The sequence below is a fragment of the Mycobacterium sp. E136 genome, from assembly GCF_001666865.1.
In the GTDB taxonomy this organism is placed as follows: Bacteria; Actinomycetota; Actinomycetes; order Mycobacteriales; family Mycobacteriaceae; genus Mycobacterium.
This window is the reverse complement of sequence record NZ_LZJE01000017.1, coordinates 1-14,396: the sequence shown is the minus strand read 5'-3', so window position 1 is coordinate 14,396 and position 14,396 is coordinate 1. Positions and strand designations below refer to the sequence as shown.

Genomic DNA, 14,396 nt, shown 5'->3' with positions numbered 1-14,396 from the left:
GCCCGACGACTGGCGTCAAACGGTACGGTCGAGAAAGTCGACGACCGCCGTCGAGAATGCGTCGTTGTTGTCGCCAGCAACCATGTGGCCCGCGCCTGACACGTCAACGGTTTGCGCGTGGGGAACCAAGGTGAGGAAATCCTTCACTGTCTCTTCGGAGACTATGTCCGACAGCAGGCCGCGGACCAGCAGCGCCGGCGCGGACACCTGTCGCGCGCCATCGACAAGGAATGCGCTCATCATCTCGAACTCCTCTGCGCCGTCGTCTGAATCACTCTGCAGGAACTGAAAATTCGACGTCGCAAACGCCGGATCCCATCGCCAGGCCCAGCGACCGTCTCCACGTCGGCGGAGGACTTTTTGAAGGCCGTCGACGTTTTCGGGGCGAGGGCGGTGCGGGTTGTAGGCGGCGATCACGTCAGCGGCCGACTCTAGGCTGTCGAAACCTTCGGGATGGGCCGACATGAACGATAGGACTCGGCGGGCGCCGTGCATCTGCATTCGCGGAGTGATGTCAACCAGGACGACGGCCTGCCATAGCTCCGATGGGGCGAGCAAGTGCGTGCCGAGGATGGTCAAACCGCCCAACGATGCCCCGATCGCGGCAACTGGGCGGGCGGAGCCGGCGTACGCGCGCACGGCCAACAGGTCGGACCCCAGCCGTTCGATGTCATAGCGTCCGTCTGGATCCCAGTCGCTGTCACCATGTCCCCTTGCGTCGTAGGCGGCAACGGTGTAGCCCCGCTGATGCAATCGTTGGGCGGTGACATCCCAGGCGTGCCGGCTCTGACCACCGCCGTGAAGGAGCAACACGACCGCCCGCGGTCCGTCACAGCGGTAGAAGTCGACCGCCAGCGAGAGCCCATCCACCGTGGGCACGCGCTCGACGACAGGAGCGGACAAATCATGTGCTCTGTTTGCAGACATCAAGAGATGGCCTTCGGTGCGACGACGGTGACGGTGCCCTGCGCCGCACACACCGCTCTGCCGTCGTTGCAGATGTCGATACGTGCCACACCGCTGGTTCTGCCCAGCGAGATGATCTCAGCCGTGGCTACACAGGTTCCGCTGGAAACTGGACGAAGCAAATTCAGTTTGAACTCCGTCGTCGCGACCCAGGATCCCATCGGAATCACGGGATAAAACACCACTCCAAGGCAATGGTCGACCATGGCCGACAAGCAGCCGCCATGCAAGTTGCCGAAAGGCGTCTTCAGGTCGTCGCGTGCGTCCATCTCCGCGACGAGCCGTCCAGCAGTGAAGTCAGTGTGCCGGAAGCCGAGGTAACCGGCCAACCCGCCCGTGGTTTCTGCTGCGCTCTGCAGTTGTTCAGCGACCTGCTGGTTGAACGTGGTGAACTGCACAGACATGTCCGGCCTCCTACCTCAGCTGTGGTTGAGACATTACGCCTTGTCTGTCACATCGGTCGACAATGGTCGCTCGCCAGGATTGCGGGAAGGAGAAACCTTGAAAGAAATGTCCGGAGCCCGTCACGACTGCGCTCCCGCGGTCCTCGAACAGTCAGCAGGCTCAGTATCGTGCGGAGAACCCACTCGGCGGCGTCGTCGACGGAGACGCCCGGTTCTACGTAACTCCAGTGTCTCCTGAAGATGGGACGGAGAAACTCGGTGACGAGTTCGAAGAGTGACGTCGAGGTCCCCGCCGCGAGGCCAACGCCGGCGAGTTCCTCGTCGCTGCCGAACAACAATCCGATGATCTCTTCGCGGCGCGCGGCCTCAACTGTGTATTCCACGAAATCGACGAGAGCGGAGCCCAGATCGGTGTGCTCCGCGATCCGGGGGTTGATGCGATCGAGATAGCGCTCGGCGGCGCGAATGATGACGCCCGACATCACCGCCTCCCGATTAGGGAAGTAGCGATACACCGTTGCCCTGGAGACACCCGCTGTTCTGCCGATGTCCTCCATGGTCGTGCCTACCACGCCGCAACTCTCTAGGCACCGCTCGGCAGCATCTAGCAATCGGTCGCGAGCGGAACCACGATCTGACGGCGCGGCGGCACCCCATCGCACCAACTTCGTCGACACAACAGCCAGTATGCCGCGGGCGCACACCATTGTGGCTTGACTGCAGATATGACACCATCGCATTCGTGTCTCACAACAGCCCGTGGCCCTGAGCGAGTGATCGATTGTCGGTAGAAGCGCGTACTCCGGTGGTGGTCGGCGTAGGCGAAGTAACCCATCGCGGGGACGACGTCGTCACCGGCCTCGGTTGGTATTCGACGAAACATTCGGTCGGTGTGTGGTCGGCCACCCCTCCACCAACCGGGTGGCGACTGATCGACACGGCAGACGAACAAGCTCAGATCGATTCATCGCGGCTGGCCGTCGCAGGCGTCGACGAGGCGACCGGTCGCGCGACAGTGGACGGGTACACGGTCGAATACGACCGAGACGGGCGACCTCGATGGACACCGATCATCGCGCACCTGTCCGACGGGCGAAGAGTCGTCGCACGCAGCGACGATCCGCAGATTGCCGAGGCGATGGCGGGCGAGATGTACGTTGGCAGAACGGTTTGCCTCCGAAACACAGGGTCGTCCACGGGATTCGAGCTTCCATGATCGCCGAGGCCATGGTGTTGACCGGACCGCGGAATCTGGAGCGGCGCCAGATGACCATCCCCGACGTCGGTGACCGCGGTGCGATCCTGCGAGTTGAAGCATGTGGTCTATGCGGTACAGATCACGAACAATTCACCGGACACCTGCCTGCCGGCTTCTCATTCGTTCCAGGTCACGAAATCGTCGGCATCGTCGAACATGTCGGCAATGCGGCCAGCGAACGCTTGTGCGTCCAGGCCGGCCAGCGCGTGGCCGTCGAGGTGTTCCGGTCCTGCCGAGACTGCCCGGAGTGTCGCCGCGGCGAATACCGGCGATGTGCGGTGAACGGCATCGCCACCATGTTCGGGTTCGTCGACGTGGAGATCGGCGCCGGGTTATGGGGCGGATACGCCACCCATGTGGAGCTTCCGTGGGACGCGATGCTACTCCCGATTGCCGAAGACATGGACCCCGTTCTCGCCACGTTGTTCAACCCTCTCGGGGCCGGTATCCAATGGGGGAAAACTCTTCCCGACACCAAGGCGGGGGGTATCGTAGCGATACTGGGACCGGGCATCCGCGGGATCTGCGCGGCGGTGGCGGCGAAAGAGGCGGGAGCCGCTTTCGTCGCGATGACCGGCATCGGTCCACGCGACGATCAGCGACTGGCCATAGCCAGATCATTCGGTGTCGACCTGCCCATCGACGTATCGCAGGACGATGCAGTGACAGCGCTCCAGCGTGAGACAGGCGGACAGCTTGCCGACGTGGTCGTCGATGTCACCGCCAAAGCACCCTCCGCGTTCGCCGACGCCGTCGCCCTTGCCAGGCCTGGCGGCACGGTCGTGGTTGCCGGCACCCGCGGCGGAGGCGGCGCGCCCGGCTTTGAACCAGACACGCTGGTGTATAAGGAATTACACATCTCCGGTGCACTCGGCGTGGAGTATCCCGCCTACCGGGCAGCCCTCGAGATTCTGGCCACGCGCCGCTGGCCGTTCGACCGGATCACAAGAGAATCAACCGGATTCGCTGGTCTCGCGCCGCTGCTCAGTTCGCTTGCAGATGAAAATGCCAAATCGAGTGCGGCCCTGCACAACGTCTTCGTGCCCACGCCCTCACAGCATGCGGAGCTTCAACAGAGAAAGGTCACGTGACGAGGACGGAACGCGTACCGATGCTCGACCTTGAGCAGGCCCGGCTGCGGGCTGCCGAGTGTGGGCTGCCCGAAGAGATGGCAGAACTGTCAGTATTTCGCGTGGCACTTCACCAGCCGAGCCTCGCAGTGGCCCTGTACGGAATGCTCGAGGCGCTGCTATTTAACGGTGTGCTCGACGCCCGGCTACGCGAATTGATCATCATGCGCATCGGCTGGGTAACGGGGTCGGTATATGAGTGGACACAGCATTGGCGAATCGCGACGCTGCTCGGTGTGGCTTCGGATGACCTTCTGGCGGTGCGTGACTGGCAAAGTTCCAATCGTCTGGGCCATGCCGAGCGTGCAGTCCTGGCGGCGACCGATGATGTGGTACGTGACGGGGTCATTGCCGAGGAAAACTGGGCCGCGTGCCACAAGGCATTCAATGGCGATCACGCGGTTTTGGTCGAACTTGTCGGAGCGATCGCCAATTGGCGGCTCTTTTCGATCCTGCTTCGATCCTTGAATATTCCGCTTGAGTCGGGTACCGACTCCTGGCCGCCCGATGGGCGAGCCCCTCGACGTGACGATTGAGTAAAAACCGGTTGTTCAGCAATCGCACCCAAGTTGAAGCTCGGTTACCCCTTATGTTCCTAGTCAGTTGTGGGCTATTGAATTTCAAACGGGTAGTTGTGATTTCGGTCTCATAGCCACGGTCTCGGGGTAATGCCACCAACTAAACATGTGGAGCCAACTGTTCTGGGACGCCTACACCAGCTTGAAGCACGCTCCGTCATACGAATACGATCCAAGGCATGTCGAGGTTCTTCGCGACTCAGGCCAACTGTTACTACTGGGAGAGTCGTTCAATCGGGTCGCTGGCAACAGAACGCCAATGAAGGCGATCGCCAGCAGTCACCGCACACAGCACCTCAAGCAGAGAATTCAAGAGCCCGCTGCTGCAAGCTAGACCCGGCGTCCGACACCGAGGCGCTGCCGCCTCCATGCAGCTGACCACGAACGCCAGCTGCGCCGAAGTCCCACCGGGGACGGCAAACACCTTCCGCCGCAACACCTTCGGATGCAGCTTGGACGGAAGGCCACCAGCCACCATGATATCGACCGTCTCGGCGTCGCCAGCACCGCGGACGAATCGGTGTACCGGCCCGTTGCCACCTCGCCTCCGGCTTGCGCAGGTCAATCTCTCAGGTCGTCGTTGCCACACTCAGGAGTGACATGTACAAATCACGGTTCAGCGAGTGTACAGTTCACGGTGTGGAGGTATCCGTGACCGAGTTGCGCGCGCACCTTAGCGATTGGCTCGATCGAGTTCGGGCTGGTGGTGAGGTCGTCATCACCGACCGCGGGATTCCGGTCGCGCGACTCGCTGCGCTGGACAGCGCAGGCACCTTGGAGCGTCTCACGGCCGAAGGCGTGATTGGCAGGGCCACCGCGCAGCGGCCCGTCGCTGCGGGACGGTCCCGGCCCAGGCCGCGGCGGCCGGTGTCTGACCAGGTCAGCGACCAGCGGCGCTGACCGGTGCCGCTCGTCTACTTCGACGCCAGCGCCTTCGTCAAACTTCTCACCACCGAGACAGGGAGCTCGCTGGCGTCCGCGCTATGGGACGGCTGCGACGCCGCATTGTCCAGCCGTCTGGCCTACCCCGAAGTCCGCGCCGCACTCGCTGCAGCAGCCCGCAATCACGACCTAACTGAATCCGAGCTCGCCGCTGCCGAGCGTGACTGGGAGGACTTCTGGGCCGCCACCCGCCCAGTCGAACTCACCGCGACAATTGAACAGCACGCCGGCCGCCTCGCCCGCGCCCATGCCTTGCGCGGAGCCGACGCTGTCCATCTGGCCAGCGCGTTGGCAGTCGGCGACCCCGGCCTGATCGTCGCCGTTTGGGACCGACGCCTGCACGCCGGAGCCCAAGCCGCCGGGTGCCGACTCGCCCCCGCCCAACTCGACCGCTAATCCGACCGCTCGACGTCAGAGGTGGGTCGACCCCGGCATGGATGACGATCAGGTACCGATTCGCCAGGTCAGAACCCGTGTCGTAAGTGGCCAAGTCCCCCCTCGGACACCACCAGCTCTCCGACGGCGGATTGCGACGCTGTCTCACACCATCTCATTTGTGCAGCTCAGCGCACCTCCTTCGGCTCCATATCGTCTCAGCGGTGACTCCCGGCTTGCAGAACGGACCCGCCGAACCAATGGCATACGAGTAGCGCGAGCACGACGTCCAAGCGATCGGCGTCGTCGATTGGCGCGCCGCGTCGCTCGACCGCTCGCTGGATGCGGTATTTGACCGAGTTGAAGTGCAGGTTGAGTTTCTCTGCGGCGGCCTTGTAGCTGGCGCCGGTGCGGAGGAAGATCCGCAGTGTCTCGCGCAGGCGCGCGTCGTTGTCGGTGGCCGACGACAGGGCTCCGAGGGCGTTGACTCTGCGCTGAGGGCGTGATTTCGGGGTGATACCGCGCCCTCACCGCAGAGTCAACGCTCGGTGCCGGTACTCAGCGAATCTCAATACACGTCGCGCACATAGCGTTTGGTCGCGACCAGTTCGCGTTTGTAGTCGTGGGCCTGTTCGTGTGACATCCCGCCGTGCGTCTCGATGATCGTCGTCAGCGCGGCGTCGACGTCCTTGGCCATGCGGGTGGCGTCGCCGCAGACGTAGAAGTGCGCACCGTCGTCGAGCCAGCGCCACACCTCGGCCCCCTGTTCGAGCATCCGGTGCTGTACGTAGACCCGTGAGGCCTGGTCGCGGGAGAACGCGAGATCGAGCCGGTGCAGCAGCCCGTCGCGGGCCATGTCCTCGAAATCGTCGCGGTAGTAGTAGTTCTGGTCGCGGTGCTGCTCACCGAAGAACAGCCAGTTGCGACCGCGATGCCCGAGCGCCCGTCGCTCCTGCAGGAACCCGCGGAACGGCGCGACACCCGTGCCGGGGCCGACCATGATCATCGGGGTCGTGCCGTCTTCCGGCGGCCGGAAGTGCGGCGAGCGCTGCAGAAAGACCGGTGCCGACGACGCGCGGTCGGCGAGGAAGGTCGAACAGACGCCGCCGCGCCCGCCGCCGTCGGCGCCGCGGTAGCGCACCACCGACACAGTCAACTGCACCTCGTGCGGGCTGACCAGCGGGCTCGACGAGATCGAGTAGCTGCGCGGGGTCAACCGCACGAGAACCTCGCGCCACTCGTCGGGATCGGCGTGGACGACGAACTCCTGGACGAGGTCGAGGCCGTTGCGGCCGACCAGCCACTTGTCCAGTTTCGCCTTCGGCGCCCGCAGCGCCTTGGCGTGCCGACTGTGCTCGGCGATGAAGCGCACCAGGTCGGGCGTGACCCGGCAGAAGTCATAATGCGAGACGAGCGCGTCGCGCAACGACATCTCGGTCCCGTCGATCTCAACAGCGTGCTGACCCGGCATCCCGGTCGCCGCCAGCCACGCGTCGACGATCGCGGGGTCGTTGGTGGCGCAGACGCCCAGCGAGTCACCTGCCGCATACTCGACGTCATGTTCGGAGATGTCGAAGCCGAACTGGCGCACCTCTTTCCGCGACGCGGGTCCGGTCAGCACCACATTGCGGGACAACGGCACGACCAGCGGACGCGCGCGGGTGAACGGCTGCGCGACCGTGGCCGGCCGCACCAGTGTCGAGACGCTTCCGGTCGGCGGCGTGGTGTCGATGCCCGGGTTCAGCAGTGCGATGACATCGTCGGCCCACTGCCGCATCCGCTCGTCGTCGTAGGCCTCGCAGTCGGCGCGCTCGAGCAGCCGCACGGCGCCGAGATCCGCCAGCCGGGCGTCCACGGCCCTGGCGTGGCCGCAGAAGTCGTCGTAGGACCGGTCGCCGATGCCCAGCACCGCATATCGCAGACCCGTCAGCGGCGCCGCCGTCTCGGCCTGCAGCCGCTGCCAGAAGCTCGCACCGTTGTCGGGCGGTCCCCCGTCGCCGAAGGTACTCGTGACGACCAGCACGTCGCGCGCCGCGACCAGGTCGGCGGGCGCCAGGTCATCCATGTTCACCAGGTGCGCGTTGCCGAGCCGCTCGGCCAGCCGCGTTGCGAAGTCCTCGGCAGTGCCTGTCTGCGACGCCCACAGCACCAGCGGCCCGCCGTCGACTTCCGGCCGGGCCGGTTCGTCGGACGCGCGGTGGGCCTGGCCGGCCAGCAGACCATTGATCCACTGCCGCACCCCGGTGGACACCGGTGCGGTGCCGGGCAATACCGGGACCTCCGACTGCGCCTCGGCCAGTCCGCTGAAAAAGCCCGACACGTAAAGTGTTTCGTGCTCGGTGAGCGTCGGTGAGGCGACGGGAGTCAGCTTGACCGCGCAGACCTTGAACTCGGGCTGTAGTGAGTCGGGGTCGACGGCGTCGTTTGTCAGCGCGTTGACCGTGAGGTTCTCGCCGTGATCGTCGTTCCAGTGAAACGGCACGAAACAGCTGCCCGGACGCACACGATCGGTGACGGCGGCGGACAGCACCGCGCGCCCGCGTCGCGTCGTGAGCTCGACGGGTCGCCCGTCCTCGATACCCAGCCTCAGCGCATCCTCGGGATGTACCTCGACGAAGGGGTCGCCGGTCAGCTTGTTCAGCGACTCCACTCGGCCGGTCTTGGTCATGGTGTGCCACTGGTGTTGCAGCCGGCCGGTATTCAGCACCAACGGGTATTCGTCGTCGGGCAGTTCCCTCGCGTCCATGTGCGGACGTGCGTGGAAGATGGCCCGCCGCGACGGGGTCGCGAACGCCAGACGCGGCGCGTTCCCATGCTGGTCGACGAAGTGGTCCTGGCTGACGCCGTCGTTGAGGTAGCGGATCGGATGGCGATCAGATTCGTCGTCCGGCGGGCACGGCCACTGCAGTGGCGATTCGCGCAGGCGCGCGTAGCTGGCGCCGCGAAGGTCGTAGCCGGTCTTCGGGTTCCAGAATCGCCGGATCTCCTCGAAGATCTGTTCGCTGCAGGTGTAGGCGAAGTGCTCGCCGAACCCGAGATGGGCCGCGACCTGACAGATCAGCTGCCAGTCGGGCCGGGCCTGGCCCGGGGCGGGGATCGACTGCTGCAGCAGTGTCAGGTTGCGTTCGGAGTTGACCATCACCGCGTCGGCCTCCGCCCACATCGCGGCGGGCAGCACGATGTCGGCGTAGGCGTTGGTGGCCGTGGCGCGGTAGGCGTCTTGGGTGATGACGAGCTCTGCCGCTTGCAACCCCTCGATCACCGTCGACCGATTCGCCACCGTGGCAACGGGATTGGTGCAGATGATCCAGCAGGCCTTGATGTCGCCGTCGGCGAGGCCTCGGAACATGTCCACCGTTCCCGGGCCGACGTCGCTGCGGATCATCCCCGCCGGCAGACCCCACTGTCCCTCGACGAACGCACGGTCCTCAGCCGAGGTGACCGCACGCTGACCGGGCAATCCCGGTCCCATATAGCCCATTTCGCGTCCGCCCATGGCGTTGGGCTGACCGGTCAGCGACATCGGTCCACTGCCCGGCCGGCAGATCGCGCCCGTGGCGAGGTGCAGGTTGCAGATGGCGTTGGTGTTCCACGTTCCGTGAGTGCTCTGGTTGAGCCCCATCGTCCAGCAGCTCAGCCACTCCCCTGCCTCGGCGATCATCCGCGCGGCGCGGCGGATGTCGTCCTCCGCCAGGCCGGTGAGCCGAGCGACCCGGTCCGGGGTGTAGTCGGCGAGAAACGCCGGCATCGCTTCCCAGCCCTCGGTGTGAGCGTCGATGAATTCACCGTCGATGTCGCCGTTCTCGACAAGCAGGTGCAAAAGCCCGTTCAGCAGCGCGAGGTCGGTGCCGGGTTTGATCTGCAGGAAGAGGTCGGCGCGTTCGGCGGTCGTGGTGCGACGGGGGTCGACGACGATCAGCTTGGCTCCCGCCTTGAGCCGGTCGGCCATCCGCAGGTACAGGATCGGGTGACAGTCGGCCATGTTGGAGCCGATGACGAAAAACAGGTCGGTGCAGTCGAAGTCGGCGTAGGAGCCGGGAGGACCGTCGGCGCCCAGCGACTGTTTGAAGCCCGTTCCGGCACTGGCCATGCAGAGACGCGAGTTCGACTCGATGTGCACCGTGCGCAGATACCCCTTGGCCAATTTGGTTGCGAGGTACTGCGCCTCGATCGACATCTGGCCCGAGACGTAGAGCGCGACCGCGTCCGGGCCGTGCTCGTCGACGATGGCCCGCAGCCGCCGGCCCGCCTCGGCGACGGCGTCGTCGACCGGTGTGGGCACCAGTTCCTCGCCGCGGCTGGGCCGCAGCATCGCCGAGGTCAGGCGGCCGTCGTCGGCGCGCATCATCTCGGCGTGGGTGGCGCCCTTGGTGCACAGCCTGCCGAAGTTGGCCGGATGCAGCTTGTCCCCGGTGACCCGTGCGATGACCGGGTTGCCGGTCTCGCGGTCGGTGGCGGTGTGCACCTCGATACCGCAGCCCACGCCGCAGTACGAGCACGCCGTCCGAGTAGCCATGGGCGTCAGGCGGGCACCGGTGCGGCGGCGCGGCCGATCTGCTCGCCGACACCGGCCCGCGAGGTCTGCATGCGCAGGAACACGAACCAGGTGACGATCGCGCAGATCACATAGAAGCCGAGGAACACCCAGAACGCGTTCGTGGCGGACTTGGCGTCGCTGACGTACGACGCGCGCAGCACGACGTTGATGAAAACGCCTCCGAGCGCGCCGGTCGCACCGGCGAAGCCGATCAGCGCGCCGGACATGCTGCGCGACCATGCGGCCCTGTCCTCACGGCTCCAGCCGTCGCGGCCTTGGGCCTTGGCCTCGAAGATCGACGGGATCATCTTGTACGTCGAACCGTTGCCGATGCCCGAGAGAATGAACAGCAGGATGAAGCCGGTGACATAAGCGGCCATCTGCCCGCCAGTGGCCGCGCCCGCCGTGCCGTCGTCGAGAACGCCTGCCGCGACCAGGATTCCCGCGGCGAAGATCATCGCGACGAAGGTGTAGAGCGTAATCCTGCCGCCGCCGACCTTGTCGGCCAGCTTGCCGCCGAACGGCCGCGAGATGGATCCGAGCAGCGGGCCGATGAAGGCGATCTGGGCGGCGTGCAGCGACGCTTGGGCCGGGGTGTCGCCGCCGGCGAGGAAGTTGATCTGCAATACCTGGCCGAAGGCGAACGAGAACCCGATGAACGAGCCGAACGTGCCGATGTAGAGGAAGCTCATCACCCAGGAGTGCTTGAACCGCAACGCTTCTGCCATCGCGCCGAGATTGGATCGCTGATTGCCGAGGTTGTCCATGAACAGCGCGGCCCCCAGCGCCGCCAATGCGACGAGGACGAGGTAGATGGCGCAGACGATTTCGGGTGCGGTGTTGCTCACGGTGGCGATCACCAGGAGTCCGACCAGCTGGATCACCGGCACGCCGATGTTGCCGCCGCCGGCGTTCAGCCCGAGCGCCCAGCCCTTGAGCCGTTGCGGGTAGAACGCGTTGATGTTGGTCATCGACGACGCGAAGTTGCCGCCGCCCACGCCGGATACCGCGGCCACGATCATGAACGTGGTGTAGGACGTGCCGGGATTGCTCATCGCCCACAGCGTGAGCACGGTCGGAATCAACAGCAGCAGGGCGCTGACGATGGTCCAGTTGCGCCCGCCGAACCGCGCCGGGGCGATCGTGTACGGGATCCGCAGGATCGCCCCGATCAGGGTGGGGATCGCGACCAGGTAGAACTTGCCCGCGGGGTCGATGCCGTAGACGTCCTGGGGCATGAACAGCACCATCACCGACCAGATCGACCAGACCGAGAAGCCGACGTGCTCGGCGAAGATCGACCAGATCAAATTCCGCTTGGCGATGTCTTTACCGCCCGATTCCCACGCCTCGACGTCCTCGGCGTCCCAGTGTTCGATCGTGCGGCTGCGGCTCAAAGTCTTCACGGGCATCACGATGGCGGGCGGCCATTCCGTGGCCGTTGCACGTCCATGACCGCGAGGTCAACACCCGCTCACATGGCTCGCGCGACCCATTCCAATCGCCCGAAACGTGCCCGAAACAATTGTGGCGTGGGTTACTCCGCCTTGATCAGAACGGCGCGCAGGCGGCTAGCCGATTCCTCGCGCGTTCGGCCTTGATTCGCGCGGCATGATCGGCGGCGCGGCTACGCCGTCGCAGTGGCATCATCACCCCGCGGTCGTGGGTCGTCGGCGGCAAGCCCGCCGGCGGAGGAAGGTCAGCGGTCGTCGTATCCCAGGTCGGGAAGAAGATTCTGCTGCCGGGTTGGGTGGTGTACTTCCTCCCGCTCGGTGAGGTCCAGATCACCGTACCGTCGGGCAGTTGAGTGTCGTCCCATCCACCAAACGTCTTCATCAGATGGTGTTTTCGGCACAGGCACTTGAGATTCGACGCATGCGTGGTCCCGAACGGATACGGGATGGTGTGGTCGATGTCGCCACGATCGGCTGGCATGTTGCAACCGGGCGCCCGGCAGTGCAGATCTCGCATGCGTACGAACTGAGCCAACTCGGCCGACGGCCGGTACTGCGGCTCAGGCTTGTCGCTGGGCAATGTGATCGGACGAATCTTCGCGCCAGCTCGGATCAGTTGTGACAGCAGTGATGCCGGCACTACGTCCTCGCCGAGGATGAGCGCCGCGGGCGGCCTAGCCTTGGACTCGGCGGCTGTCCGCTGCCGCAATGCCACATCGACCGTCGATCGCTCTGCGAGGACATGGATGACGACATTCGACGATCGCGACGCGTCAGCAGACGGACAGGTGTCGGATCCGCAGGCGCACGCGAGGCGGTCACTGCCCGCGAGCATTGCGCCGACCGCGTCCGATCGGCGCTCTCCAGCGGTTCGCGGATCGCCATCGCAGAGGGTTTGCACCATCTCGGCTATTCGACGTTTGAGAACAGCACCGTCCGTGGCCAGCAGGCGTCCCCACACCGACGTGGTTCCCGCCGGATCGTCGATGTCCCCGACCGAGAAGTCCCGGCTGCGCGTGGTTGATTCGCTGCGGCGCAACCCGTCGGGATCGTATCGCTCGACCCACGCATCGATTGCCCTCTCGAGCTTGTAGTCGGACAGCCGACCCCACCTGATAGCGCCTTCCGCCAAAGCGGTGTCGATCAAAGCGAGCGCCTCGGCGTCGTCGACGAACTGTGTGCGCCACGTAAGTGCCGAAGCCACGCGGGAATTGATGGCGCCCTGCAGGTACAGCGCCGCGACGCGGGGAAGTCGGTCCCGAAGTGCGATCGCTATGCGCATCTGTGCCGAGGCCCGCTTGTGGCCGACGGTCATAGCGGCCGCGACTTCGGCGGCGGCCGCGTCCCAACCGTCGAATGCCGATCGGTCGTCATCGTCGACTCTGCGGCGGGCAAGTTCGGCAATCGCGGCGAGCCGACGGGCTCCCGCCCTTGCTTCGGCCCGCGTGCACTCCTCGATCGCAGCCACGACTGCGGCATCGTCTGCCGTCGCAAACTCCGAGTCGAACATATATTCGACTATGCCACGGGGGTATGACATTGATTCCGTTAATCGGGTTCGGGTGAGGATGGTCTTGCTCGTTCGCCGCCGGTGATGACTCGGCCTGTGACTGGCGCCCTGCTGGGTTGTCTTCCAATTGATTTGTCTCACCGGCGACGTGCGTGCAAGTACCACAACAGCCCTGGTAGGGCGGACATGACTTAATCAGGAGCCTGTCCGCTGCCTCATCAATGTCTTGTCTGCCCGCCCTACCGGGTTGTCACCCAGCCGCACGGTTCATTGCACGGAGAGGACACCACCATCGTGACATCCCCACGCCGCGTCGTCATCGGCGCTGACACCCACCTCGACACCATCCACGTGGCTGCGATCACCGATACCGGCGGACTGCTTGGTGATGCCGAATTCCGTACCAACCCGAGCGGCTACTGGGCCGCGATCTGCTGGGCGCGTAGTTTCGGCGAGGTCGTCGCTGTCGGTGTTGAGGGCACCAGCTCCTACGGTGCAGGGCGTTGTTGGCGGCGCGGTCTCCGCCGCGGGACAGCCGATGCCGGGTGGTTTTTCCCGATGAGGCCGGGATCGGTGCGACCCCAGTCAGCATGGCGAACGCTGCTTCGCTGCGTAGTCGGTGACTGTTGGTTCCGGCTGTGATGAGCAGTTGGGCGGCGGTGTCGGGGCCCACTCCGTAGGCCGCCCGCAAAGCGGGGTTGAGCGCGGCGGTCAAGGCGTCGAGCTCAGCGGTCAGCTCACGGTCTTGGCGCTCGAGGTACCCGATGCGTTGCGCGAGCGCTTTACAGGCGATCAGCACCGATACCGTTGTGGGGTCCTCGTGTGCGCGGGGGCGGCAGCCGGCCAGCGCTTCGACCAGACGCAGGGTGGTGGGGTAACGGCGGTAGCGTTCCCGAAGATCGGCCGGGGCGGTCACAAGCAGGTCCTTGATCTGCTGGATAGCCGCGGTGCGGGCTTTGATCGCGCCGCGACGAGCGATCAGCAGCGCTTTGAGGGCCCCGGTGCGGGAGTCTTTGGGCACGGCAAGGCCGTGGCCGGCCAACACCGCACGAGCAGCGCTATAAGCATCGAGAGGGTCGGACTTGCCTTGGCGGCGCCGCGCCGAGCGGTCGGGACGGTTGACCTCGACGACGTGAATGTCGTTGATCTGCAATGCCTGTGTCAACCCTGCACCGTAGGAGCTGGTGCCCTCAACACCGACAGCGACGACCTCGCCGAAACTACGCGCCCAGCAGATCGCGG

At 65.3% G+C, this 14,396-nt stretch carries 10 protein-coding genes and 3 pseudogenes; 5 read left to right on the top strand and 8 right to left on the bottom strand.

The annotated features are described in order from the left end of the window. Nucleotides 1-15: 15 nt before the first annotated feature. From A5698_RS01275 to A5698_RS01265, 3 genes are read right to left on the bottom strand one after another with little or no spacing between them, the layout of a single operon-like run. Nucleotides 16-927 carry an alpha/beta fold hydrolase gene (locus A5698_RS01275; RefSeq protein WP_046286740.1) on the bottom strand — a complete coding sequence of 304 codons (912 nt, stop codon included), beginning with the start codon at nucleotides 925-927 and terminating at the stop codon, nucleotides 16-18. Continuing rightward, nucleotides 927-1,364, bottom strand: coding sequence for a PaaI family thioesterase (locus tag A5698_RS01270; RefSeq protein WP_046286743.1), 438 nt, complete (start codon nucleotides 1,362-1,364; stop codon nucleotides 927-929). The genes A5698_RS01275 and A5698_RS01270 overlap by 1 nt, the downstream gene beginning before the upstream one ends. A 53-nt stretch (nucleotides 1,365-1,417) precedes the next feature. After that, nucleotides 1,418-1,942, bottom strand: a complete 525-nt coding sequence (locus tag A5698_RS01265; protein ID WP_008256180.1) for a TetR/AcrR family transcriptional regulator — start codon at nucleotides 1,940-1,942, stop codon at nucleotides 1,418-1,420. A 275-nt stretch (nucleotides 1,943-2,217) separates the two neighbouring features. On the opposite strand from A5698_RS01265, the pseudogene A5698_RS01260 reads away from it, so the two are divergent. The 5 genes and pseudogenes from A5698_RS01260 to A5698_RS01240 form a co-directional block, all read left to right on the top strand. Beyond that, a pseudogene (locus tag A5698_RS01260) lies at nucleotides 2,218-2,586 on the top strand (TLP1 C-terminal extension domain-containing protein); the annotation flags it as partial. Beyond that, nucleotides 2,583-3,719 (top strand): zinc-dependent alcohol dehydrogenase, encoded by a 1,137-nt coding sequence (locus tag A5698_RS01255; RefSeq protein WP_046286738.1) that lies wholly within the window; start codon nucleotides 2,583-2,585, stop codon nucleotides 3,717-3,719. The pseudogene A5698_RS01260 and the gene A5698_RS01255, both read left to right, overlap by 4 nt. After that, on the top strand, nucleotides 3,716-4,294 hold the full coding sequence (locus A5698_RS01250; protein WP_036428816.1) for a carboxymuconolactone decarboxylase family protein: 579 nt from the start codon (nucleotides 3,716-3,718) through the stop codon (nucleotides 4,292-4,294). Before A5698_RS01255 ends, A5698_RS01250 begins: the two co-directional genes overlap by 4 nt. A 487-nt stretch (nucleotides 4,295-4,781) precedes the next feature. Next, nucleotides 4,782-5,236 (top strand): annotated as a pseudogene (locus A5698_RS29225) (type II toxin-antitoxin system Phd/YefM family antitoxin). A 3-nt stretch (nucleotides 5,237-5,239) separates the two neighbouring features. Next, the gene (locus A5698_RS01240) at nucleotides 5,240-5,674 is read left to right on the top strand and encodes a type II toxin-antitoxin system VapC family toxin (protein ID WP_046286737.1); all 435 of its coding nucleotides are present in this window, start codon (nucleotides 5,240-5,242) and stop codon (nucleotides 5,672-5,674) included. Nucleotides 5,675-5,871: 197 nt separating this feature from the next. On the opposite strand, the pseudogene A5698_RS27740 reads toward A5698_RS01240, so the two are convergent. The 5 genes and pseudogenes from A5698_RS27740 to A5698_RS01220 form a co-directional block, all read right to left on the bottom strand. Beyond that, a pseudogene (locus A5698_RS27740) lies at nucleotides 5,872-6,132 on the bottom strand (helix-turn-helix domain-containing protein); the annotation flags it as partial. An 89-nt stretch (nucleotides 6,133-6,221) separates the two neighbouring features. Then, the gene (locus A5698_RS01235) at nucleotides 6,222-10,169 is read right to left on the bottom strand and encodes a bifunctional nitrate reductase/sulfite reductase flavoprotein subunit alpha (protein ID WP_068292293.1); all 3,948 of its coding nucleotides are present in this window, start codon (nucleotides 10,167-10,169) and stop codon (nucleotides 6,222-6,224) included. A 5-nt stretch (nucleotides 10,170-10,174) separates the two neighbouring features. Continuing rightward, nucleotides 10,175-11,602 carry a nitrate/nitrite transporter gene (locus A5698_RS01230; protein WP_068292292.1) on the bottom strand — a complete coding sequence of 476 codons (1,428 nt, stop codon included), beginning with the start codon at nucleotides 11,600-11,602 and terminating at the stop codon, nucleotides 10,175-10,177. Nucleotides 11,603-11,741: 139 nt separating this feature from the next. Further along, nucleotides 11,742-13,154, bottom strand: coding sequence for an HNH endonuclease signature motif containing protein (locus A5698_RS01225; RefSeq protein WP_068292286.1), 1,413 nt, complete (start codon nucleotides 13,152-13,154; stop codon nucleotides 11,742-11,744). A gap of 361 nt (nucleotides 13,155-13,515) precedes the next feature. Next, nucleotides 13,516-14,396, bottom strand: an 881-nt coding sequence (locus A5698_RS01220; RefSeq protein ID WP_231967254.1) for a transposase, incomplete at its 5' end; no start/stop codon positions are given.